This window comes from Staphylococcus sp. GDY8P198P, from assembly GCF_017891615.1.
Taxonomy (GTDB): domain Bacteria; phylum Bacillota; class Bacilli; order Staphylococcales; family Staphylococcaceae; genus Staphylococcus; species Staphylococcus cohnii.
Genome location: NZ_JAESJQ010000004.1, coordinates 144,681 through 165,372 on the forward strand (window position 1 = coordinate 144,681; position 20,692 = coordinate 165,372).

Sequence of the window (20,692 nt, forward strand, 5' to 3'; positions counted from 1 at the left end):
CGCACTTAACTTGCTAATATGAGGTAGATAAAATGTATGAAGTAAAACTCGATGCCTTTAATGGTCCTTTAGATTTATTATTGCATCTTATTCAAAAATTTGAAATTGATATTTATGATATACCAATGAAATCTTTAACAGAACAGTATATGCAATATATACATGCGATGAGTCAATTAGAAATTAATGTGGCAAGTGAATATTTAGTTATGGCTTCAGAATTACTTATGATAAAAAGCAAAATGTTATTGCCTCATTCAGAAGAAGTTGACGATTTAGATGATGATCCACGCGAAAATTTGGTTGAGAGATTAATTGAATATCAAAACTATAAAGAATACACAGTGCTCTTAAACGAAAAAAGGGCGGAAAGAGAAAAGTATTATTCTAAACATCCAACGGATTTAACGCACTTAGAATCAAATGAAACTTGGGATCCTAATAATACGATTGATTTAACAGAGTTAATCATAGCTTACCAAAAGGTGAAAAATCGTGTTGAATATCAAACACCTAAATCCGTCGATATTCGAAAAGAAACGTTTACAATTCAACAAGCTACTTCACAAGTAACTCAACGTTTACAAAAACATGAATCATTCAACTTTTTTAGTTTATTCAATTTTACTGAACCATTGGAAATGGTTGTTACTCATTTCCTTGCAATACTAGAAATGTCTAAATCTGGAATAGTAAATATTGAACAACAAAAAAGCTTTGACGATATTAATATTTTAAGAGGAGTTAATTATGGCATTGAACGATAAAGGTATCCTGGAAGCATTACTTTATACTGCAGGTGATGAAGGACTTGAAGAAAAACAAATTCTAGAAATTTTAGACATTGACCAAGATAGTTTCCACACATTAATAAAAGAATATGACGCTTGTGGCTTAGAAATCCAACATTATGGGGAACATTATGTCTTAACAACTAAAAAAGACGCGTCAGAATACATTGAGAAGTTAATAGAACAAAAATCTAAAATGAAATTATCGCAAGCAGCAATGGAAGCTTTATCGATAATAGCATATAATCAGCCATTATCTCGAAGTGATATCGAAATGATTAGAGGCATTAATTCTGACGGAGCCGTCAAAACTCTAATAGCACGTGGTTTAATTGAAGCTAAAGATGAGGAAGATTCGAGAAGTCAACAATTATATACAACAGCATTATTTTTAAATGTATTTGGTATTGAACAATTAGATGATTTACCAACTACTGATGAAGAAGACGAAGAAATAGAAGCTTTCTTTAGTAATTTAGTAAATCAAAAAGGAGATAATAATGAATAAAGAAACAGAAAGATTACAAAAACGTATCGCAAATAGTGGTTATACATCAAGACGTAAAGCTGAAACATTAATTACAGAAGGTAAAGTAAAAGTAAATGGTGAAATTGAAACAGAATTAGGTACTAAAGTAAAACCGACAGATACAGTAGAAGTTGAAGGAATTAAATTAGAACAAGAAGATAAACTATATATTCTTTTCTATAAACCTTCGCAAGTTATCACTAGCGTATCAGATGACAAAGGTAGAAAGGTCGTTACTGATTATTTCAAACAAATTAAGACAAGGATTTATCCAGTCGGACGTTTAGATTATGATACATCAGGGTTACTTTTACTTACCAATGATGGTGAGTTCACTAACTTAATGACACACCCTCGTTATAAAATCAAAAAGAAATATGTAGTTAAATTAAAAGGTTATCTAATGCGTGAAGAAGTTAAAGCATTAGAACAAGGTATTAATTTAGAAGATGGAAAAACACAACCTGCAACAGTTAAAGTCAAAAACCAAGATAAAGATAAAAACACTACACTTGTTGAAATTACAATAACTGAAGGTCGCAATAGACAAGTCAGACGCATGTTTGAACACTTTGGTCATCAAGTATCAAAATTACAGCGCATAGAATTTGGTCCTTTAAATCTAAAAGGACTCAATGCAGGTGAAGGTCGCGTACTTACACCTCACGAAGTAAAAACGATACGTCAAATTGCAGAACACGGACATTAATTATGACTTTACTTTAACAAAAACTTGATATTGATAATTTTTTCACAAACTTTTCATTCATAAACACTTTTATAGCTCAACCTATGATATAATATGGTTGAAATTGAAAGTTAGCAGTGTGGGAGGGTACGAACCTATGTCAAACGAAATACTTATCGTCGATGATGAAGATAGAATCAGACGATTATTAAAATTGTACTTAGAAAGAGAATCTTTTGAAACTCATGAAGCTAGAGACGGACAAGAAGCATACAAAATGGCAATGGAACATGATTATGCATGTATCTTATTAGATTTAATGTTGCCAGAAATGGATGGCATTACTGTGGCATCTAGATTAAGAGAGCAAAAGGAAACACCAATTATTATGTTAACTGCTAAAGGAGAGGAAACAAACCGCGTAGAAGGTTTTGAATCCGGTGCAGATGATTATATTGTAAAACCATTTTCACCGCGTGAAGTGGTTTTACGTGTCAAAGCTTTATTAAGAAGAACTCAAGTTGCACATACAGAACAAAGCGAACCACATGCACGAGATTTAATAGAGTTTGAACATCTTGTGATTGATAATGACGCACACCGTGTGCTAGCAGATGGCAACCAAGTAAACTTAACTCCAAAAGAATATGAACTTTTAATCTTTTTAGCAAAAACGCCAAATAAAGTCTTTGATCGTGAACAACTTTTAAAAGAAGTATGGCACTATGAATTTTACGGAGATTTGCGTACTGTTGATACACATGTAAAACGTTTAAGAGAAAAATTAAATCGCGTTTCTGATGAAGCTGCCCAAATGATTCAGACCGTTTGGGGCGTTGGCTATAAATTCGAGGTTAAATCTGAAAATGAACCGACTCAATAACGTAGTAGTAAAACTGTGGTTAACTATAATCTTTATAGTAACGACAGTTTTAATTTTATTAAGTGCAGCACTTATAACGTTTATACAATCTTACTTTACGCAAGAAACCGAAGATTCATTACTTGAAGATGCTAAAAGAATAAGTCATTTAGTTGAGAATTCTGATGATAAAACAACTGCCATAAAACATAGTAAATCCCTTATCGAGGGGCCAGTAGGACTCATCATCATGAACCATAAACATATGGATAGTATTAATAATGATGAGACAAAAGAAAAGATGTTCAAAGAAATTAAAAGTAATAAAAACTATGAAAAAGTGTTTGATCGAGGAAAACAGATATCAGAGCACGTGACAATTGATATGAATAAACAGCAAAAGACTTATGTTTTAATAGGCTATCCATCTAAAAATCTAGAGTCTAGTCCTCATAATAGTAAATATAGTGGTGTTTTTATCTATCAAGATTTGAAAACGATAGAAGATACTAATAATGTTATTACAGTCATTATATTAATTATTGCAATAATCTTTTTATCTATTACAACTGTGTTTGCCTTTTTCTTATCATCACGAATTACAAAGCCCCTTAGAAATTTAAGAACACAAGCATTAAAAGTTTCTAAAGGGGACTATGCTCAAGTAGTTCCTGTTAATTCTCGAGATGAAATTGGAGAATTATCACGTGCTTTTAACACGATGAGTTCCGAAATACAACAACATATAGACGCATTATCCTCATCTAAAAATATCAGAGATAGTTTAATAAATTCTATGGTTGAAGGTGTACTTGGCTTTAATGATAAACAAGAAATAATCATATCAAACAAGATGGCACAAAATATTTTAAAGATATTAGATGCTCACGATTTAGACAAGCTTGATCGTCAAAACGAATTAACATTTAAAACCCAGCAAACACAATTCGAAGAATATGAAATTAGCACACGTTATTTTGTCATTATTACAAGTTATATTGAACAAATTCAACCTGATGGTCGAAGTGGTATTGTCGCTATTATTCGTGATATGACAAATGAGCATAATATTGATCAAATGAAAAAAGATTTTATTGCTAATGTATCGCATGAATTGCGTACGCCTATTTCATTATTACAAGGATATACAGAGTCGATTGTTGATGGTATTGTAACAGAGCCAGACGAAATACATGAATCATTGTCAATTGTCCTTGATGAAACAAAACGTTTAAATCGATTAGTAAATGAATTGCTCAATGTTGCACGAATGGATGCTGAAGGACTAACTGTAGAAAAAGTTAAACAACCCATTGATCCGCTGCTAAGTAGAATGCAACAAAAATACCAAAAACAAGCAAATGATTTAAAGTTAACAATGAATTTAAATCCAAATACACACAATCAATTATGGTATTTCGACACGGATAGAATTGAACAAGTGTTGACCAATCTCATTGATAATGCTACCAGATATACAGAACCTGGTGATTTAATATCAATTAGTTATGGAGAAACAGAAAGTGAAAATATCTTATACATTTCAGACACAGGATCTGGTATTGCTCCAGAACATTTACAACAAGTATTTGATCGTTTCTATAAAGTTGATACTGCTCGAAAACGGGGTAAACAGGGGACTGGTTTAGGACTGTTTATCTGTCGTATGATCATTGATGAACACGGAGGAACGATTGACGTTAAAAGTGAGCTTGGCAAAGGCACTACTTTTATAATTAATCTACCAAAACCAACAGATGAATATAAAAACACTTGATTATCAATTAATTAGTATAAAGTTAAATTTGATTTAGTTTATAAATATGAATATTTATAAAGCATGAGTGTGCTGAAAAAGGCGAGATAAGAAATCAATATTTTAATATTGATTTCCAATCTCGTCTTTTTTAAAAATAATATCATTTAATTAGAATAGAGCACGTCTATTGTTTTTATCTGAGTAATAGGCTATGATATATTTATAAAATTTAACAAATTCATCTTCGGGGTAGGGTGTAATTCCCAACCGGCAGTAATTTAAGCCTGCGACCCGTTTATCTATTAATGAGATAAATGGCTGATCTAGTGTAAATCTAGAGCCGACAGTATAGTCTGGATGGGAGAAGATGGAGGGTTTTTGTTGTGCAATTAAATCCTCCTTTTCTGTGTAAGATGAATGGAAGGAGATAATTGAATATGCAACAACAAACCAAACGACTTATTACAATAAGTATGTTAAGTGCGGTGTCATTTATTTTGATGTTTATTAAATTTCCAATTCCGTTTTTACCGCCGTATTTGACATTAGACTTTAGTGATATTCCAGCTTTATTAGCAACTTTTAGTTTAGGACCAGTAGCCGGTATTATTATATTATTTATAAAAAATTTACTTAATTTCTTATTTAATATAGGTGATCCAGTGGGCCCCATTGCTAATTTCTTAGCTGGTGCAAGCTTTATTTTAAGTGCTTTTTATATTATTAAAAATAAACATACTGTCAAAACACAAATTATTGGATTTGCTATAGCGACAATTGTCATGACTATTGTCTTAAGTATTTTAAACTATTTTGTTTTATTACCACTATATGGCATGATTATGAATTTAACTAATGTAGTTGAAAATATTAAAATTGTTATAGTTTCAGGTGTTATACCTTTTAACATAATAAAAGGTATCATAATTTCTTTAATATTTATGCTACTATTCAAACGTTTGGAAAAAATTTTACTTAACTAATAGTTAATTACACGTTTAAGTCTAAAAATATGAAACAAATAAGAATAAAAGACTCGAGAATGGCTGAGATAAATTTAATATCTCAGCTTCTTTCGTTATTAAAAGGTTTTGATAAATTTGAAACTTGAAGGAAGTTATTACCATTTATATTGTCTCTTTATTTGTTGTGCTTAAACGCCTCATTCATAACGATTTTGTAATGTGCTGACGCCTAGGGGAAAGATATGAGTGAGAGACTACTGGCTCGAGCCATATCCCAGGCAAGCATGCACGATCAAAATCGTAAGTTTTTTATATAAAATGGACTCATCCATCATGCATGTGTATTCATTTTAAGTTATATCTTTTGTTTAATTAAAAATATGACTTTCTATTAGTTGTACAAGTTAAATAATACGAGGCTTTTTTATTGTATTAAAACACATCACTTATAGAGATTTTGCATCGTGCTGACGCCCGAGGGGAAATGATATGAGTGAGAGACTACAGGCTCGAGCCATATCCCCAGGTAAGCATGCACGATCAAAATCGTAAAATATTAAAAAAATAACCAATCCTTTTGTATACGGATTGGTTATTTATTTTGTAAATAAGATTTATGTACAAAGCTTTACTCGTTCATTTCCAAATGATTATCTGCATAATGTTTGCTTTTTCCTAATATAAAAGCTCAGCATTTTCATTAATACAATGAATACACTGAGCTTTTATAAATTAAATTCATTCAAAAAATGAACATCTATTTGATTAATTTTATTATTCAAATTTTAAAGGATCGCCGTCAAAAGATTCCTCTTCAATTTTAATAGAATCTGTAGGACAACCTTCTAATGCATCTTCCATGTCTTCATATAATTCTTCTGGTACTTCCGCAGTACCTTGGTTATCATCTAGTATAACGTATGCGATACCTTCATCGTCATAATCATATATATCAGGGGCAGCAGCACCGCAAGCACCACATGCAATGCATGTATCCATATCAACAATTGTATATTTAGCCAAACTCTTCGCCTCCTTTAACAAACATGCTACACTAATAACACAATTAGTATTGTAGTTACTGTTTTAAATTTTTTCAAATGTTTTTGTTTTATAAAATGAGGGAGCACACATGTATAATTTAATTCACTTTACACGAACGCAAGCACATAATTACAAAACAGAAAAAAGCATATATAATATTATCACAGGCAAAAAGTCCCATCAAACCTTTTTTGACGCCTGTAGTCAACAGCTATTATCATTGTATCATAGCTTACCAAACTTAAAATATCCATCATTTGTTGGATATGCTCAAAATGAAACACAAGATGTTGATGATACGCAATTAATTCGTACTCATCCAAGGTATACATACGATAGTTTATTAAATACTTTTAAGGCAATTCAATTATTAACCCAAACAATTTCGAATATCGCACATGATTCATTTCAATTTGTACCTGTAACGCACAACAGTACAATTCAATATAGAGTGAAAAAAGTATATAACAACTTTAAAAATAAGGACATATCATTCAAATTAAATAACGAATTAAATATTTTATTTTCTTCAATTACGGAAAAGAATAATAAAACATACTTACATTACTATTTACAAGGATATAAAGAAAGCATGTATACAAGACAACAAGTTAGCTTAATAGAAGACATTTCCCAACAACATTTGTTTGTACTAGAAATGAATGATTTAGTAATAATGATGTTTGAATTAGAAAATGTAACTAAATATCCTATTTTAAGTCAATTGATTATTTTACCTACTTTACTTTTTAAAACAGAAGAAACATACAATGGTATAAAAAAAGGGCTCAGTTTTAAACAATTAGCCAAGATGCAAAATGTAAAACCAAATACAATCGAAGATCATATACTAGAATTATTTATCAAAGGATATTTATCACACTACGATACATTTATCAATGAGAAGTCGTATACACATTTTTTAAGTTATTATGTAGAAAATCGTAGCGAAAGACTAAGAAACTACAAAGAAAAATTTCCAAAATTAAATTACTTTGAAATAAAACTATTAATCATCGGTTATGAAAGAGGTGATTTAAATGTTGCATCATGAATTAAAAAAATGGTTTGGTTTTGATACATTTAAACCTGGGCAACAAGAAATTATAGAACATGTATTAAATGATAAAAATACTTTGGGTATATTGCCTACTGGTAGCGGGAAAAGTCTATGTTATCAATTACCAACCTATATTAAGCAAAAACCAACGCTCATCATCTCACCATTAATATCTTTAATGGATGATCAGGTCATGCAATTAAAACTTCAAGGCGAGCATTACGTTTCATGTATCCATTCAGGATTAGATGAAAATGAAAAAAAACAAAATATACAATCTTTGCTACATAGTCGCTTTATATTTTTAAGTCCTGAATTTTTGTTGCAACCACATAATTTTAAACTTATACAAAGTTTGGATTTAGGGTTAATTGTTTTAGATGAAGCACACTGCTTGTCTGAATGGGGTTATGATTTCAGACCACATTATGCCCTTGTAGGGAAAATTATCAATCATTTTCCTAAAGCAAACATACTTGCTTTGACTGCTACAGCACCACCATATTTAACATACGACTTAAATCACATGTTAAATAAAACATTTACTGTTGTGAAAACAACAACGAATAGAGAGAATATTACATTATCTCACAAAAATTTCGAAGATGATCACGGAAAGTTAAAATGGCTACTTCCAATGTTAGAACAATCAGGACCAACAATTATTTATGTTTCATCTAAAAAAATGTGCCTGACTTTAGCCAAAGCAATTTACCAATATGGCTTTTTAACAGGAATATACCATGGTGATTTAACCTATCAAGAACGACATACAGTACAACATCAGTTTATAAATAATGAAATACCCATTATTGTAGCAACGAGCGCTTTTGGTATGGGGATTAATAAAAAAGATATTCGAACAATCATACATTTTCATTTAGCTACGAGCCCATCAAGTTATATGCAAGAAATTGGACGTGCAGGACGTGATGGTAAGTCAAGCCAAGCAATCAGTCTTTATCAACCAGATGACAGCTATTTATTAGAAACGTTACTCTTTGCCGATATCATTACAGAAGAAGATGTGAGTTCATTTGAATTAGGTATGTTTTTACCACCTGAAAAAAATGAAATATTAGACGTTCTTAGTAGTTATTATAAAATTGAACAATTGCGTGCTATTTTCAAAGCAGCTTTTGAACGAAAACAACGAGGTTATTATCGAATGTTAGGTTATAAAAACTTAGATCAATGTCGCAGAGCATATATGATAGAATTTTTCGGTGAAAATCTAACATCTAAACCAACACAGTGTTGCGATAATGACTCAGAATTAAAATCAATTCATATAATTAATAGTAAAAAAGTGAAAAGAAAAATGGATTATAAAGAAAAATTACAAAATATATTCAAATAAAAGATAAATGCTTTACTTCACTTTTTCAATCAAGCTATAATACGAGATATACACTAAAGTTTTATTTATTTTTCATATAAAATTTATACATATATACTACCTTTTAGGGTAAAACAGTATATACTAAAATTAAATGACGGAAGGATGATGAATTTGTCTAATAATAATTTCAAAGATGATTTTGAGAAAAATCGTCAATCTATTGATCCAAAAGAACATCAAGATGATGTACAGGATTCTGTTAACGATTCCGTTGACAACGTAAAAGAGGAAGTTTCTGATAAAAAAGACGAACAATTCCCTCCTAGAAATGCTCAAAGAAGACAACGTAGAAGAGATACGGCAACACATCAAAATGAAGGAAACCAATCACCTGTTGATGAAAATAATGATAAATCAAGTCAAATAGATGATGAACAACAACAAGACACACATTCATCATCTCATACAGATGAAATCAATAAGAATCAAGACCCTTCAGAAAGCAATAATATAAATCAAAATCGAAGTGAAAAAGATAGTGATAACGAAACACATAACGACAACCAATCTGAAGATAAAAACGATAAGAAAAAAGGTGCTGCCGTGGCTGGTGGAGCGGCAGCTGCTGGTGCTGGTGCTTATGCCACTAAAAAACATCATGACAAAAAAGACGAATCTGTTGATTCAAAAGATGATATCACATCAACAAAAGATAAAGAAAAAAGTGGTGCTAGCACAGACGTAGGTGCATCTAATAATAAAGATCAACATACTGAAGAAACTAGTGCTAAATCTGAAAAAGATAAAGAGCAAAAAGACAACAAGAAAAAAGGTGCTACCGTAGCTGGCGGAGCAGCCGCAGCTGGTGCTGGTGCTGCAGGAGCAAAAGCTGCACATTCAAATGGCAACGGCTCTGGTGAAAATAATGGCAACGATAACAATAACAACGATAATAATGATGATGATAACAATAAGAACAAGAAAAAAGGTGCTGCCGCAGCTGGTGCTGGTGCTGCAGGAGCAAAAGCTGCACATTCAAATGGCAACGGCTCTGGTGGAAATAATGGCAACGGTAACAATAACAACGATAATAATAATGATGATGATAACAATAAGAACAAGAAAAAAGGCGGCTTGTTCGGAAAAATATTGCCTATTATAGCAGCAATTTTAATTTTAGCAGCAATCGGAATTTTTGGTGGTATGGCACTAACTGGCAATAATGATGATAGTGGCAGCAACGACGATAAAAAAGTAGCTGATAATAAAGATAAAAATGCTGACTCAGATAAAGACAACAAGAAAGATTCAGACAAAGACAAAGATGCTGATAGTGATAAAGCAAATAAAAACAGTGACGATAGCGCTGAATCAGATAATAATGATAGTTCAAATCAAACTGATTCTAATTCTGATGATGCTGCTACTAGCGACCAAAATCAAGCTACTGAATCAGACCAAAGCAATCAAAGTAATCAAAGTGATCAAAATGCACAAAGTGGTCAAAGCGATCAGTCTCAACAAGATAACCAAGCTACGAATCAAGATAATGATTCAGCAAATCAAGACCAAGCAACCAACAGCCAAAACAATCAACAAAACAATCAATCTTCAAACAACAATTCAGGACAACAAACACATACTGTAAATGGTCAAAACCTATACAGAATAGCTATCCAATATTATGGAAGTGGTTCTCCTGAAAATGTAGAAAAAATCAGAAAAGCCAATGGTTTACAAGGTAATGATATTCATAATGGACAACAATTAGTTATCCCTCAATAATATCATTCACACTGTACAAATATAATGAGCTTGAATATTAACTCCATTTCCATAAAAAGACTAATCCCTATCAAATGGATTAGTTACTGAACGTAAACAAACCCTTCGCATTAATTTGCGAAGGGTTTGTTTATTTTCTACTTATATAGTTTTTTCAAAATAGTAGTAGTCTTTCAGACCATTATTGGTACTTTTACTAGTCGCAATGCGATTTATTAAATTCATGGCACCACAAATTAGCGTAGTATCCGGCTTCTGGATCAGTTGTGCTTAACTTTTTTTGTTTTATTTTCCTCCTTGTTTTTACTTTTTAATGGCTTTTTTCTTAGTGCTCGTCTTTGTTTATTTATTTCATTGTCCAATTCTTTCTGCAAGTGGGGCGTATCTTTTTTCACAATTCTTTTGGTGTATTTATTCTTATTTGCATTTACTTTAATATGCATAAAATCAATAAATAAAAATGACTGATCTAATAGATTTCTTTTTGATAGCTATTTTTAGTATTTTCTCAAATATTTGTTCAAATAAATCTGTATCATGAAAACGACTTGTATAATTATTACTAAACAACTGGATCTATTGATGGTTTACCATTATCAAGACAATATTTATCTTCGACAAGTTCATATACAAAATTTAAATCTAATATCGCATCGACTTTACGTAATAAATGATTATTAGAGACAAATTCAGAAAAAGAAATTATTTTATCTTGCTCTCTTTTATTGATTGATTTATTCAACAGCATAAATAACATCACTGTTTAATTTACATATATTATAATATTGACAGTGATTTATGCCGACTCCTGCGGGAATAGCACTAGCCGAAGACTATAGGCTAAGGCAGTGCCCGCGGAAAGCATGCATAAAAACTGCCAACAAAGTCGGAGACTTTGTCGACAGCCTGAGACTAATCCTTATCAAATGGATTAGTCCTTTTTGTATTGTGCTAATTTCAATGAATTAATTTTTATTGTAAACAAATTTTCAAATTCTATCACTTGGTTTTTTAAAATCTACTGGTATAATAAATGGGTGGTAAAAGGAGGACAAATACTATGCAAACAGTAGAAAGTATAATCATTGGCGGTGGACCATGTGGTTTAAGTGCCGCTATCGAACAAAAGAAAAAAGGGATTGATACATTAGTAATTGAAAAAGGAAATGTAGTGGATGCTATTTATAACTATCCAACACACCAAACATTCTTTTCTTCAAGTGATAAATTAAGTATCGGTGACATTCCGTTTATTGTAGAAGAAAGCAAACCACGTCGAAATCAAGCATTAGTGTATTATAGAGAAGTTGTTAAACATCATCAACTACGTATCAATGCTTTCGAAGAAGTCCTTACTGTTAAAAAAATTAATAATCGTTTTACACTTACTACTACGAAAGATGTTTATCAGTGTCGATTTCTAACTGTAGCTACTGGTTATTATGGTCAACATAATACTTTAGAAGTAGAAGGTGCAGAACTACCAAAAGTAAAACATTACTTTAAAGAAGCACATCCTTATTTCGATCAAAATGTTGTTATCATCGGTGGCAAAAACTCAGCAGTAGATGCAGCATTGGAATTAGAAAAAGCTGGTGCACATGTCACAGTTATCTATCGTGGTTCTGACTATCCAAAAGCAGTTAAACCATGGATTTTACCTAACTTTGAATCATTAGTGAAACATGAAAAAATAAACATGGCTTTTAATGCTGACGTCACAAAAATAACTGAAGACAGTGTTATTTATGAGCAAGATGGGGAAGTAATTGAGATTCCTAACGATTATATTTTTGCAATGATTGGTTATCACCCGGACTATAATTTCTTAGAATCAATTGGAATTGAAATCAATGAAAATGAATATGGTACAGCACCGGTTCATAACAAAGAAACTTATGAAACAAATGTTGAAAATTGTTATATTGCTGGTGTAATTGCAGCAGGGAATGATGCTAATACGATTTTCATTGAAAACGGTAAATATCATGGTGGCATCATCACACAAAATATTTTATCTAAAAAACAAACACCTTTAGAGTCATAATATAAAAAAAAGAGCTGGATAAGTGATTATTATTTTAGAATTCCTTCAATATTCTAAAAATCCAATATTACTTATCTCAACTCTTTTTTTATTTTATAACTGAGCTTCAAAATACTTTTTCAATTGTTCAAACGTTAAATGATTACTTAAACCGATTAATAATTTCAGTCTCGCTTTTTGTCCATTTAATCCATTAGAGAAAATAACACCTTTTTCCTCTAATGTTGCTCCGCCACCTTCATAGGCATAAATTGGGCCAACAATGCCATTAAAAGATCTAGATACAAGTATGACTGGTATATGATTACTTAAACATTGATTCAATCCTTCTAAACATGTCGGAGGTAAATTACCTTGTCCGAGTGCTTCAATTATAATGCCATCCACTTGTTTTTTACTGTAGAAAGATAATACATCACTATTCATCCCCATATATGCTTTAACAAGGGGGATATTTAAAGTTTGATTTATTTCAGTCAGTACTAAATGATCAAATGGTCTGTGATGAAATTGTACACTTTGTTTTGTAATCACACCTAAAGGACCATGATTCGGACTTTGAAAAGTATTCGTATTAGAAGTATGTGTTTTCGTAACATTTCTAGCTGTATGAATCTCATCATTAAATACCACCATAACACCCATATTTAATGATTCATCACTTATTGCAACTCTAATTGCTGATAAAAAGTTATATAATCCATCTGCACCAATTTCATTAGAGGAACGCATCGCACCTGTGATTACAATTGGTTTCGAGGTATCCACTGTTAAATCTAATAAATACGCCGTTTCTTCTAGCGTGTCAGTGCCATGTGTAATCACATAACCATCATAGTCATCTTGTTTTTCAGATTGGTTAATAATTTGCTTTAATGTTTCTACATACTCAATATTCATATGTGGAGATGGTACATTAAAAGGTGTTATTTCAGTTACATCAGCATATTTATTAATAATATTTTGATGATTCGAAATTGGATTATCCGTATTTGTAACAACTTTGTTTGATTCATCTTGTGACATGCTAATCGTACCACCAGTATGTATGACAAGAAGTTTTTTCATGTGTGCATTCCTCCTATTTATAAAATACATATTTATGATAAAATAATATCTATAAAACAACAAGGAAGGGTTACTAAAATGAAACCAATAAATATCGCACTTGATGGACCTGCAGCCGCAGGTAAGAGTACAATAGCAAAACTTGTGGCAGCCAAATTGTCTATGGTTTATGTAGATACTGGTGCAATGTATCGTGCTATTACTTATAAATATTTACAATTAAATAAAACTGAAAATTTTTCTGAACTTGTTCAGTCAACGGAGCTATCATTAACTTATGATGAAGAAAAAGGGCAAAGAATTATTTTAGACAACCAAGATGTTACAGATTATTTAAGAGAAAATGATGTAACGAATCATGTTTCCTATGTTTCTTCAAAAGAATCAGTGCGTTCATTTGCAGTTGAAAAACAACAAGAATTGGCAGAGCAAAAAGGAATCGTAATGGACGGAAGAGATATCGGTACTGTTGTCTTACCTGATGCTGATTTAAAAATATATATGATTGCTTCTGTGGAAGAACGTGCTGTACGTCGTCAAAAGGACAATGAAATCAGAGGGATTCAATCAACAGTAGAACAATTAAAAAAAGAAATTTCTGAGCGTGATCAATATGATATGAATAGAGAAATATCTCCATTGAAAAAAGCTGATGATGCAATAACAATTGACACTACTGGTATGAGTATCGAAGAAGTTACTGATAAAATTTTAACATTAGTAGAAAAAATTTAAATAATTAAGCATGCATGGCAATTTGTTATTCTTTTTGTCTTTTTGTTAAAATAATGTAAAAAAGTTATAAAATATCAAAATTAGGGTATATTATTGTAGTAGATTTTTAAAATTTGTACTACATATAAGTCAATGTAAATTGCTATTGATATTAAAACTATTGTCTACATGATAAGTATCAATTAATATTTTTAAATGTATGGAATTAGAGTGTTCACTATAAAGTGGAATTTCTTGACAATTCTGTCAAATTATAAGATGTTATAAATATGTAGTGTAATAAGGAGGCAGACAAGATGACTGAAGAATTCAATGAATCAATGATTAACGAAATTAAAGAAGGGGATAAAGTTACTGGTGAAATTCAAGAGATTGAAGAAAAACAAGTAATTGTACATGTTAACGGTGGTAAATTTAACGGTATTATCCCTATAAGTCAACTTTCAACACATCATATTGATAATCCGAGTGATGCTGTTAAAGTTGGTGACGAAATCGGTGCATATGTTACAAAAGTGGAATATGACGAAGAAAATGAGACAGGTACTTATATCTTATCTAAACGTCAATTAGAAACTGAAAAGTCATATGAATTTTTACAAGAAAAATTAGATAATGATGAAATTATCGAAGCTAAAGTCACTGAAGTTGTAAAAGGTGGTTTGGTAGTAGATGTTGGTCAAAGAGGGTTTGTACCAGCTTCATTAATTTCAACCGATTTCATCGAAGATTTCTCTCATTTTGAAGGTCAAGTTCTAAAATTAAAAGTTGAAGAACTAGATCCAGCAAATAATCGCGTCATTCTTAGTCGTAAAGCTGTAGAAGCATTAGAAAATGCGGAGAAAAAAGATGACTTACTAAATAATCTTAATGAAGGCGATGTAATAGAAGGTAAAGTTGCACGCTTAACAAACTTCGGAGCGTTTATCGATATTGGTGGCGTAGATGGACTTGTACATGTTTCTGAATTATCACATGAACATGTTAAATCACCAGAAGATGTTGTCTCAATTGGTGATCAAGTAAAAGTGAAGGTAAAATCTGTTGATAAAGATTCTGAACGTATTTCATTATCAATTAAAGATACGTTACCAAGCCCATTCGAATCATTAAAAGGAGAAGTCAATGAAGGCGATGTAATAGAAGGTAAAGTTGTCAGACTTACAAATTTTGGTGCTTTTGTTGAAATCAAACCTGGAGTTCAAGGTTTAGTTCATATTTCAGAAATCAGTCATTCACACATCGGTACACCTGGTGAAGTGTTAGAACCAGGACAAGTTGTCAGTGTTAAAATACTCAGTGTCGATATTGATAATGAACGTATTTCACTTTCTATTAAAGCAACATTATCTGACGAAAACGTTGCTGAAAGTGATAATGAAACAACGCAATCGTATTTAGATAATAATGAAGATGAAGACAATCCAACACTTGGTGATGTTTTCGGAGATAAACTTAAAGATATTAAGTTTTAATAGTTATCATAAGACCAAACCTAAATCTTGTCCTATATTATGTTAGGGCAAGATTTATTTTTTTAGTGTCCATATCAATCAATTAAGTAATTGTATTTAATGGAAATCATTTAAATGGTTTCATTAATAATTTCTTTTGAAATACTTACCTCGTATGATAGAATTATAGAGATTAAAAAAGAGAGGAAGTTAGTTATGACTAAACCTATAGTTGCTATTGTAGGAAGACCGAATGTTGGAAAGTCTACAATTTTTAACAGAGTCGTAGGTGAACGTGTCTCTATTGTTGAAGATACACCAGGTGTGACTCGTGACAGAATTTATTCATCAGGCGAATGGTTAACTCATGATTTCAATATCATTGATACTGGAGGTATTGAAATAGGTGAAGCTCCATTCCAAACACAGATAAGAGCACAAGCAGAAATTGCCATAGATGAAGCTGATGTCATTATTTTTATGGTAAATGTTAGAGAAGGCTTAACACAAAGTGATGAAATGGTAGCTCAAATGCTATATAAATCTAAAAAACCCGTTGTATTAGCTGTGAATAAAGTTGATAATCCTGAAATGCGTAATGAAATTTATGATTTTTATTCACTAGGTTTCGGAGATCCTTATCCTATTTCAGGTTCACATGGTTTGGGATTAGGTGATTTATTAGATGAAGTAGTTAAAAACTTCAAAGAAGAAGAACCAGACCCATATGACGAAGATACAATTCGTTTATCAATCATTGGTCGCCCTAATGTTGGGAAGTCAAGTTTAGTTAATGCCATATTAGGTGAAAATCGTGTTATCGTATCAAATGTTGCTGGGACAACTAGAGATGCTATTGATACTGAATATAGCTATGATGATCAAGATTACGTCCTTATTGATACTGCTGGTATGCGAAAAAAAGGTAAAGTATATGAAAATACAGAAAAGTACTCAGTTTTACGAGCACTTAAAGCGATAGAACGATCAAACGTTGTTTTAGTAGTAATTGATGCAGAACAAGGCATTATAGAACAAGATAAGCGTGTCGCTGGGTATGCGCATGAAGAAGGAAAAGCGATTGTTATAGTTGTCAATAAATGGGATGCTGTAGATAAAGAAACAAACACAATGAAGAAATTTAAAGACGAAGTGCGTAAAGAATTTCAATTCTTAGATTACGCACAAATCGCATTTGTTTCAGCTAAAGAACAGAAAAGATTATCTACACTATTCCCATATATTCTAGAAGCTAGTGAAAATCATAAAAAACGTGTTCAAAGTTCAACATTAAATGAAGTTATCACAGATGCAATTTCTATGAATCCTACACCAACAGATAAAGGACGTCGATTAAACGTATTTTATGCTACACAAGTTGCAATAGAGCCTCCTACATTTGTTGTATTTGTAAATGACGTAGAATTAATGCATTTTTCTTATAAACGTTATCTTGAAAATCAAATAAGAGCTGCCTTTGGATTTGAAGGTACACCTGTACACATCATATCTAGAAGAAGAAATTAATAAATGGAGGGGTTACATGTCTAATATAACTGTCTTTGGTACGGGGAGTTTTGGTACGGCATTAGCAAATGTCTTAGCTGAAAATGGACACCAAGTATTAATGTGGGGAAAAAATGAAACGACTGTTAAAGAAATAAATGAATTACATTCAAACACAAAATATCTTAAAAATGCACAACTTGAGTTATCAATTAACGCAACTACTGATATAAATAAAGCAATAACACATTCAGATGTATATCTCATGGCTTTACCTACTAAAGCGATGAGAGAAGTTGCAAGTGAAATAGATTCACATTTATCATCGAAAAAAACCTTTATCCATGTTGCTAAAGGAATAGAAAACGACACTTATAAACGTGTTTCTGAAATGTTAGAAGACTCAATCAGCCCTGAACATAATGCAGGTATTGGTGTATTATCAGGGCCAAGTCATGCTGAAGAAGTTGTCATCAAACAACCAACTACAGTGGCTGCTTCTTCTAAATCAACAGAGGTGAGTAAGCTAGCTCAAGATTTATTTATGAACGATTATTTAAGAGTTTATACTAATGACGATCTAGTTGGCGTAGAATTGGGTGGTGCTTTGAAAAATATTATAGCTGTTGCAAGCGGTGTGATTTCAGGAATGGGTTTCGGAGACAATGCTAAAGCGGCATTAATGACTAGAGGTTTAGCTGAAATAAGTAGACTTGGTGAAAAATTAGGTGCAGATCCACTCACATTTTTAGGTTTGGGTGGTATTGGCGATTTAATTGTAACTTGTACCTCTACACATTCTAGAAATTATACACTTGGTTATAAATTAGGTGAGGGTAAATCCTTAGACAAAGCATTGGAAGAAATGAATATGGTTGTTGAAGGTGTATACACGACAAAATCAGTTTATAATTTAGCAAAAGAACACAATATTGATATGCCAATTACAACTGCATTATACAAAGTTTTATTTGAAAACCAACCTGTCGATGAAAGCGTAAAAGATTTAATGGAACGTGGCAAAAAAGCTGAATAAGATAGAAGTATTACACTTTTTAGCAAATATATAACAATTTGATATTAAAATCCTATTAATTCAACGTTTTTTACACATAAATCATTGCAGTTGCAGTATTCGTTGTGTTAAAGTCATACCATAATGATATTAAGTTATCATTATAAACCCTAGGGGAGGTGAATTCATAATGAACAAAACAGATTTAATCAATGCTGTTGCTGAACAAGCTGACTTAACTAAAAAAGAAGCTGGTTTAGCTGTAGATGCAGTATTCGAATCAATTCAAACATCACTTTCTAAAGGTGAAAAAGTACAATTAATTGGATTCGGTAATTTCGAAGTACGTGAACGTGCTGCTCGTAAAGGACGTAATCCACAAACTGGTAAAGAAATTGATATCCCTGCAAGCAAAGTACCGGCGTTCAAAGCTGGTAAAGCTTTAAAAGATGCAGTTAAATAATTCTTTACTTACAAGTGAAGCCCTTGTTACAGGGGCTTTTTTCTTTTGGTAAAAACTTTTAAACGCAAATAAAAATAGATTGTAAACTATGTCTCTTAATATGGTATCATTCGATATGATGATATGATATTAAGAGCTTTTTAAAATAATTAACAAAACATAATTCATTTCTTTGAATAATTTTTATTATTCACAAAATACATAAAACGTATATATTTATCAGTTTGAAAACCGTTGATTTTAATTTTCCTTATATAATGTTAATATGTATATTGATAATAACGTGAGGTGTGAACATGGAAACGACATTAAGTATTTTTGAAAAACAAATTACCCAACGCTTGAAAGGTATACATCATTATGACGCTATTTATATAAATGAAGTATTAGCAAAAATCCTTGATTCTTATGATATACCTGAAGATGCTAAATTAGCTTGCCTCACTATAGATACTGCCATGCGTCATTTAGATGAGGTTTCCAAAAATTTATCCTCTAAGAAAGCCATATTAATTGGTGATTTACTAAGCGCTCACTTTTATACATTATTAGCGAAGTTACATGATCCAATTTTTCAAAAGCAAATTAGTTCAGCGATTGTTGAAATTAACGAAATGAAATCTTCAATCCATAATGGAGTGATTCCAAGAGAAAAAATTGGACATTATATTTTAATGATAGAAAATAAATTTCCACTTATAACAATCAATCGATACGTACCAAATATAGAAACAGTAAATATAAACCAAAAATTATTAGCAAACATATTAGAAAATCATCCTTCGTATTTAAAGAAATATTCAAAAGATGAATTAACTACATTTTTAGATGAAATTAAATCAGAAATTTATTAAAAAAGAGGTAATCAATGATGACAGATAATAAAGCAAAAAAAGAACAAGTCCATAACGTTTTTCAAAATATTTCTGGAAAGTATGATCGCTTAAATAACATCATTAGCTTTGAACAACATAAAACATGGAGAAAACGTGTAATGAAAGAAATGAATGTCAAAGACGGTAGCAAAGCATTAGATGTTTGTTGTGGCACGGCCGATTGGACCATTTCTTTAAGCAAGGCAGTCGGTCCTTCTGGTGAAGTGATAGGTGTAGATTTTAGCGAGAACATGCTTGAAGAAGGGAAAAAGAAGACAACGGATATGCAAAACATCCAACTTATTCATGGTGATGCAATGAATTTACCGTTTGAAGATAATGAATTTGATTATGTCACAATCGGCTTTGGTTTGCGTAATGTACCTGATTATCTAGCAACACTTAAGGAACTTAATAGAGTATTAAAGCCTGGTGGTATGGTTGTTTGTTTAGAAACAAGCCAACCAACTGCACCAATATTCAAACAGTGTTATAAATTATATTTTAAATTTATTATGCCTATATTCGGTAAAATATTTGCGAAATCAAAAGATGAATATGAATGGTTACAACAATCCACTTTTGATTTTCCAGATAAAGAAAAATTGAAACGTTTATTTTCACAAGCAGGATTTAGTAATATAAAGGTACGTAGCTTCACTGGTGGCGTTGCAGCGATGCACCTAGGCTATAAATAAAATGAA

At 31.5% G+C, this 20,692-nt stretch carries 20 protein-coding genes and 1 riboswitch; of the genes, 17 read left to right on the plus strand and 3 right to left on the minus strand.

All coding sequences use genetic code 11. The features are described 5' to 3' along the window. Nucleotides 1–32 precede the first annotated feature (32 nt). The 6 genes from KA824_RS03530 to KA824_RS03555 all read left to right on the plus strand — a co-directional run bounded on the left by KA824_RS03530 (nucleotide 33) and on the right by KA824_RS03555 (nucleotide 5,612). On the plus strand, nucleotides 33–767 hold the full coding sequence (locus KA824_RS03530) for a segregation and condensation protein A (RefSeq protein ID WP_107385275.1): 735 nt from the start codon (nucleotides 33–35) through the stop codon (nucleotides 765–767). Further along, entirely contained in the window at nucleotides 751–1,299 is a 549-nt protein-coding gene (scpB, locus tag KA824_RS03535; protein ID WP_107385274.1) for an SMC-Scp complex subunit ScpB, read from the plus strand. Before KA824_RS03530 ends, scpB begins: the two co-directional genes overlap by 17 nt. Then, nucleotides 1,292–2,029: a pseudouridine synthase gene (locus KA824_RS03540; protein ID WP_107385273.1), complete on the plus strand. Its 738-nt coding sequence runs from the start codon at nucleotides 1,292–1,294 to the stop codon at nucleotides 2,027–2,029. The genes scpB and KA824_RS03540 overlap by 8 nt, the downstream gene beginning before the upstream one ends. 136 nt (nucleotides 2,030–2,165) lie before the next feature. After that, the gene (locus tag KA824_RS03545) at nucleotides 2,166–2,891 is read left to right on the plus strand and encodes a response regulator transcription factor (protein WP_107385272.1); all 726 of its coding nucleotides are present in this window, start codon (nucleotides 2,166–2,168) and stop codon (nucleotides 2,889–2,891) included. After that, the gene (locus KA824_RS03550) at nucleotides 2,875–4,647 is read left to right on the plus strand and encodes an ATP-binding protein (RefSeq protein ID WP_107505323.1); all 1,773 of its coding nucleotides are present in this window, start codon (nucleotides 2,875–2,877) and stop codon (nucleotides 4,645–4,647) included. The genes KA824_RS03545 and KA824_RS03550 overlap by 17 nt, the downstream gene beginning before the upstream one ends. Nucleotides 4,648–4,865: 218 nt before the next feature. Continuing rightward, a riboswitch (FMN riboswitch) is annotated at nucleotides 4,866–5,002 on the plus strand. A 64-nt stretch (nucleotides 5,003–5,066) separates the two neighbouring features. Further along, nucleotides 5,067–5,612, plus strand: a complete 546-nt coding sequence (locus KA824_RS03555) for an ECF transporter S component (RefSeq protein WP_107386628.1) — start codon at nucleotides 5,067–5,069, stop codon at nucleotides 5,610–5,612. 756 nt (nucleotides 5,613–6,368) lie between these two features. Here the strand turns inward: KA824_RS03555 and KA824_RS03560 are convergent. Next, entirely contained in the window at nucleotides 6,369–6,617 is a 249-nt protein-coding gene (locus tag KA824_RS03560; RefSeq protein WP_019468351.1) for a ferredoxin, read from the minus strand. A 109-nt stretch (nucleotides 6,618–6,726) separates the two neighbouring features. Between KA824_RS03560 and KA824_RS03565 the strand changes: the two genes are divergently transcribed. The 3 genes from KA824_RS03565 to ebpS all read left to right on the plus strand — a co-directional run bounded on the left by KA824_RS03565 (nucleotide 6,727) and on the right by ebpS (nucleotide 10,825). Continuing rightward, nucleotides 6,727–7,692 (plus strand): helix-turn-helix domain-containing protein, encoded by a 966-nt coding sequence (locus KA824_RS03565; protein ID WP_107385254.1) that lies wholly within the window; start codon nucleotides 6,727–6,729, stop codon nucleotides 7,690–7,692. Beyond that, entirely contained in the window at nucleotides 7,679–9,058 is a 1,380-nt protein-coding gene (locus tag KA824_RS03570) for a RecQ family ATP-dependent DNA helicase (protein ID WP_119517909.1), read from the plus strand. Before KA824_RS03565 ends, KA824_RS03570 begins: the two co-directional genes overlap by 14 nt. A gap of 147 nt (nucleotides 9,059–9,205) precedes the next feature. Next, the gene (gene ebpS, locus KA824_RS03575; protein WP_107385351.1) at nucleotides 9,206–10,825 is read left to right on the plus strand and encodes an elastin-binding protein EbpS; all 1,620 of its coding nucleotides are present in this window, start codon (nucleotides 9,206–9,208) and stop codon (nucleotides 10,823–10,825) included. A 562-nt stretch (nucleotides 10,826–11,387) separates the two neighbouring features. On the opposite strand, the gene KA824_RS03580 is transcribed toward ebpS, so the two are convergent. Further along, a complete protein-coding gene (locus KA824_RS03580) occupies nucleotides 11,388–11,573 on the minus strand; it encodes a transposase (RefSeq protein ID WP_226952016.1) in 186 nt (61 codons plus the stop codon). Nucleotides 11,574–11,885: 312 nt separating this feature from the next. Here KA824_RS03580 and ypdA point away from each other — a divergent pair, with 312 nt between their 5' ends. Next, on the plus strand, nucleotides 11,886–12,872 hold the full coding sequence (gene ypdA / locus KA824_RS03585; protein ID WP_107384502.1) for a bacillithiol disulfide reductase YpdA: 987 nt from the start codon (nucleotides 11,886–11,888) through the stop codon (nucleotides 12,870–12,872). Nucleotides 12,873–12,965: 93 nt separating this feature from the next. On the opposite strand, the gene KA824_RS03590 is transcribed toward ypdA, so the two are convergent. Further along, nucleotides 12,966–13,940 carry an asparaginase gene (locus KA824_RS03590; protein WP_107384501.1) on the minus strand — a complete coding sequence of 325 codons (975 nt, stop codon included), beginning with the start codon at nucleotides 13,938–13,940 and terminating at the stop codon, nucleotides 12,966–12,968. A 78-nt stretch (nucleotides 13,941–14,018) separates the two neighbouring features. On the opposite strand from KA824_RS03590, the gene cmk reads away from it, so the two are divergent. From cmk to KA824_RS03625, 7 genes are all read left to right on the plus strand, one after another. Continuing rightward, a complete protein-coding gene (cmk, locus tag KA824_RS03595; RefSeq protein WP_107384500.1) occupies nucleotides 14,019–14,675 on the plus strand; it encodes a (d)CMP kinase in 657 nt (218 codons plus the stop codon). A gap of 296 nt (nucleotides 14,676–14,971) precedes the next feature. Next, nucleotides 14,972–16,150 carry a 30S ribosomal protein S1 gene (rpsA, locus tag KA824_RS03600; protein ID WP_107384499.1) on the plus strand — a complete coding sequence of 393 codons (1,179 nt, stop codon included), beginning with the start codon at nucleotides 14,972–14,974 and terminating at the stop codon, nucleotides 16,148–16,150. Between the two features lie 195 nt (nucleotides 16,151–16,345). Continuing rightward, nucleotides 16,346–17,656, plus strand: coding sequence for a ribosome biogenesis GTPase Der (gene der, locus KA824_RS03605; protein ID WP_019468912.1), 1,311 nt, complete (start codon nucleotides 16,346–16,348; stop codon nucleotides 17,654–17,656). A 16-nt stretch (nucleotides 17,657–17,672) separates the two neighbouring features. Then, nucleotides 17,673–18,671, plus strand: coding sequence for an NAD(P)H-dependent glycerol-3-phosphate dehydrogenase (locus KA824_RS03610; RefSeq protein ID WP_107384498.1), 999 nt, complete (start codon nucleotides 17,673–17,675; stop codon nucleotides 18,669–18,671). A 169-nt stretch (nucleotides 18,672–18,840) separates the two neighbouring features. Next, entirely contained in the window at nucleotides 18,841–19,113 is a 273-nt protein-coding gene (locus KA824_RS03615; RefSeq protein ID WP_019468914.1) for an HU family DNA-binding protein, read from the plus strand. Nucleotides 19,114–19,409: 296 nt separating this feature from the next. Beyond that, nucleotides 19,410–19,967 (plus strand): heptaprenyl pyrophosphate synthase subunit A, encoded by a 558-nt coding sequence (locus KA824_RS03620; protein ID WP_107384497.1) that lies wholly within the window; start codon nucleotides 19,410–19,412, stop codon nucleotides 19,965–19,967. A gap of 17 nt (nucleotides 19,968–19,984) precedes the next feature. Further along, nucleotides 19,985–20,686, plus strand: a complete 702-nt coding sequence (locus KA824_RS03625) for a demethylmenaquinone methyltransferase (RefSeq protein WP_107384503.1) — start codon at nucleotides 19,985–19,987, stop codon at nucleotides 20,684–20,686. The last annotated feature ends 6 nt before the right edge of the window (nucleotides 20,687–20,692 follow it).

Excerpts from the sequence above, each read along its gene's own strand:
- der (WP_019468912.1), top strand. The coding sequence starts at position 16,346 with ATGACTAAACCTATAGTTGCTATTGTAGGAAGACCGAATGTTGGAAAG.
- KA824_RS03555 (WP_107386628.1), top strand. The coding sequence starts at position 5,067 with ATGCAACAACAAACCAAACGACTTATTACAATAAGTATGTTAAGTGCG.
- ypdA (WP_107384502.1), top strand. The coding sequence starts at position 11,886 with ATGCAAACAGTAGAAAGTATAATCATTGGCGGTGGACCATGTGGTTTA.
- KA824_RS03625 (WP_107384503.1), top strand. The coding sequence starts at position 19,985 with ATGACAGATAATAAAGCAAAAAAAGAACAAGTCCATAACGTTTTTCAA.
- ebpS (WP_107385351.1), top strand. The coding sequence starts at position 9,206 with ATGAATTTGTCTAATAATAATTTCAAAGATGATTTTGAGAAAAATCGT.
- KA824_RS03530 (WP_107385275.1), top strand. The coding sequence starts at position 33 with ATGTATGAAGTAAAACTCGATGCCTTTAATGGTCCTTTAGATTTATTA.
- KA824_RS03540 (WP_107385273.1), top strand. The coding sequence starts at position 1,292 with ATGAATAAAGAAACAGAAAGATTACAAAAACGTATCGCAAATAGTGGT.
- KA824_RS03615 (WP_019468914.1), top strand. The coding sequence starts at position 18,841 with ATGAACAAAACAGATTTAATCAATGCTGTTGCTGAACAAGCTGACTTA.
- KA824_RS03620 (WP_107384497.1), top strand. The coding sequence starts at position 19,410 with ATGGAAACGACATTAAGTATTTTTGAAAAACAAATTACCCAACGCTTG.
- KA824_RS03565 (WP_107385254.1), top strand. The coding sequence starts at position 6,727 with ATGTATAATTTAATTCACTTTACACGAACGCAAGCACATAATTACAAA.
- KA824_RS03570 (WP_119517909.1), top strand. The coding sequence starts at position 7,679 with ATGTTGCATCATGAATTAAAAAAATGGTTTGGTTTTGATACATTTAAA.
- KA824_RS03610 (WP_107384498.1), top strand. The coding sequence starts at position 17,673 with ATGTCTAATATAACTGTCTTTGGTACGGGGAGTTTTGGTACGGCATTA.
- rpsA (WP_107384499.1), top strand. The coding sequence starts at position 14,972 with ATGACTGAAGAATTCAATGAATCAATGATTAACGAAATTAAAGAAGGG.
- scpB (WP_107385274.1), top strand. The coding sequence starts at position 751 with ATGGCATTGAACGATAAAGGTATCCTGGAAGCATTACTTTATACTGCA.
- KA824_RS03580 (WP_226952016.1), bottom strand. The coding sequence starts at position 11,573 with ATGCTGTTGAATAAATCAATCAATAAAAGAGAGCAAGATAAAATAATT.
- KA824_RS03590 (WP_107384501.1), bottom strand. The coding sequence starts at position 13,940 with ATGAAAAAACTTCTTGTCATACATACTGGTGGTACGATTAGCATGTCA.
- KA824_RS03550 (WP_107505323.1), top strand. The coding sequence starts at position 2,875 with ATGAACCGACTCAATAACGTAGTAGTAAAACTGTGGTTAACTATAATC.
- cmk (WP_107384500.1), top strand. The coding sequence starts at position 14,019 with ATGAAACCAATAAATATCGCACTTGATGGACCTGCAGCCGCAGGTAAG.
- KA824_RS03545 (WP_107385272.1), top strand. The coding sequence starts at position 2,166 with ATGTCAAACGAAATACTTATCGTCGATGATGAAGATAGAATCAGACGA.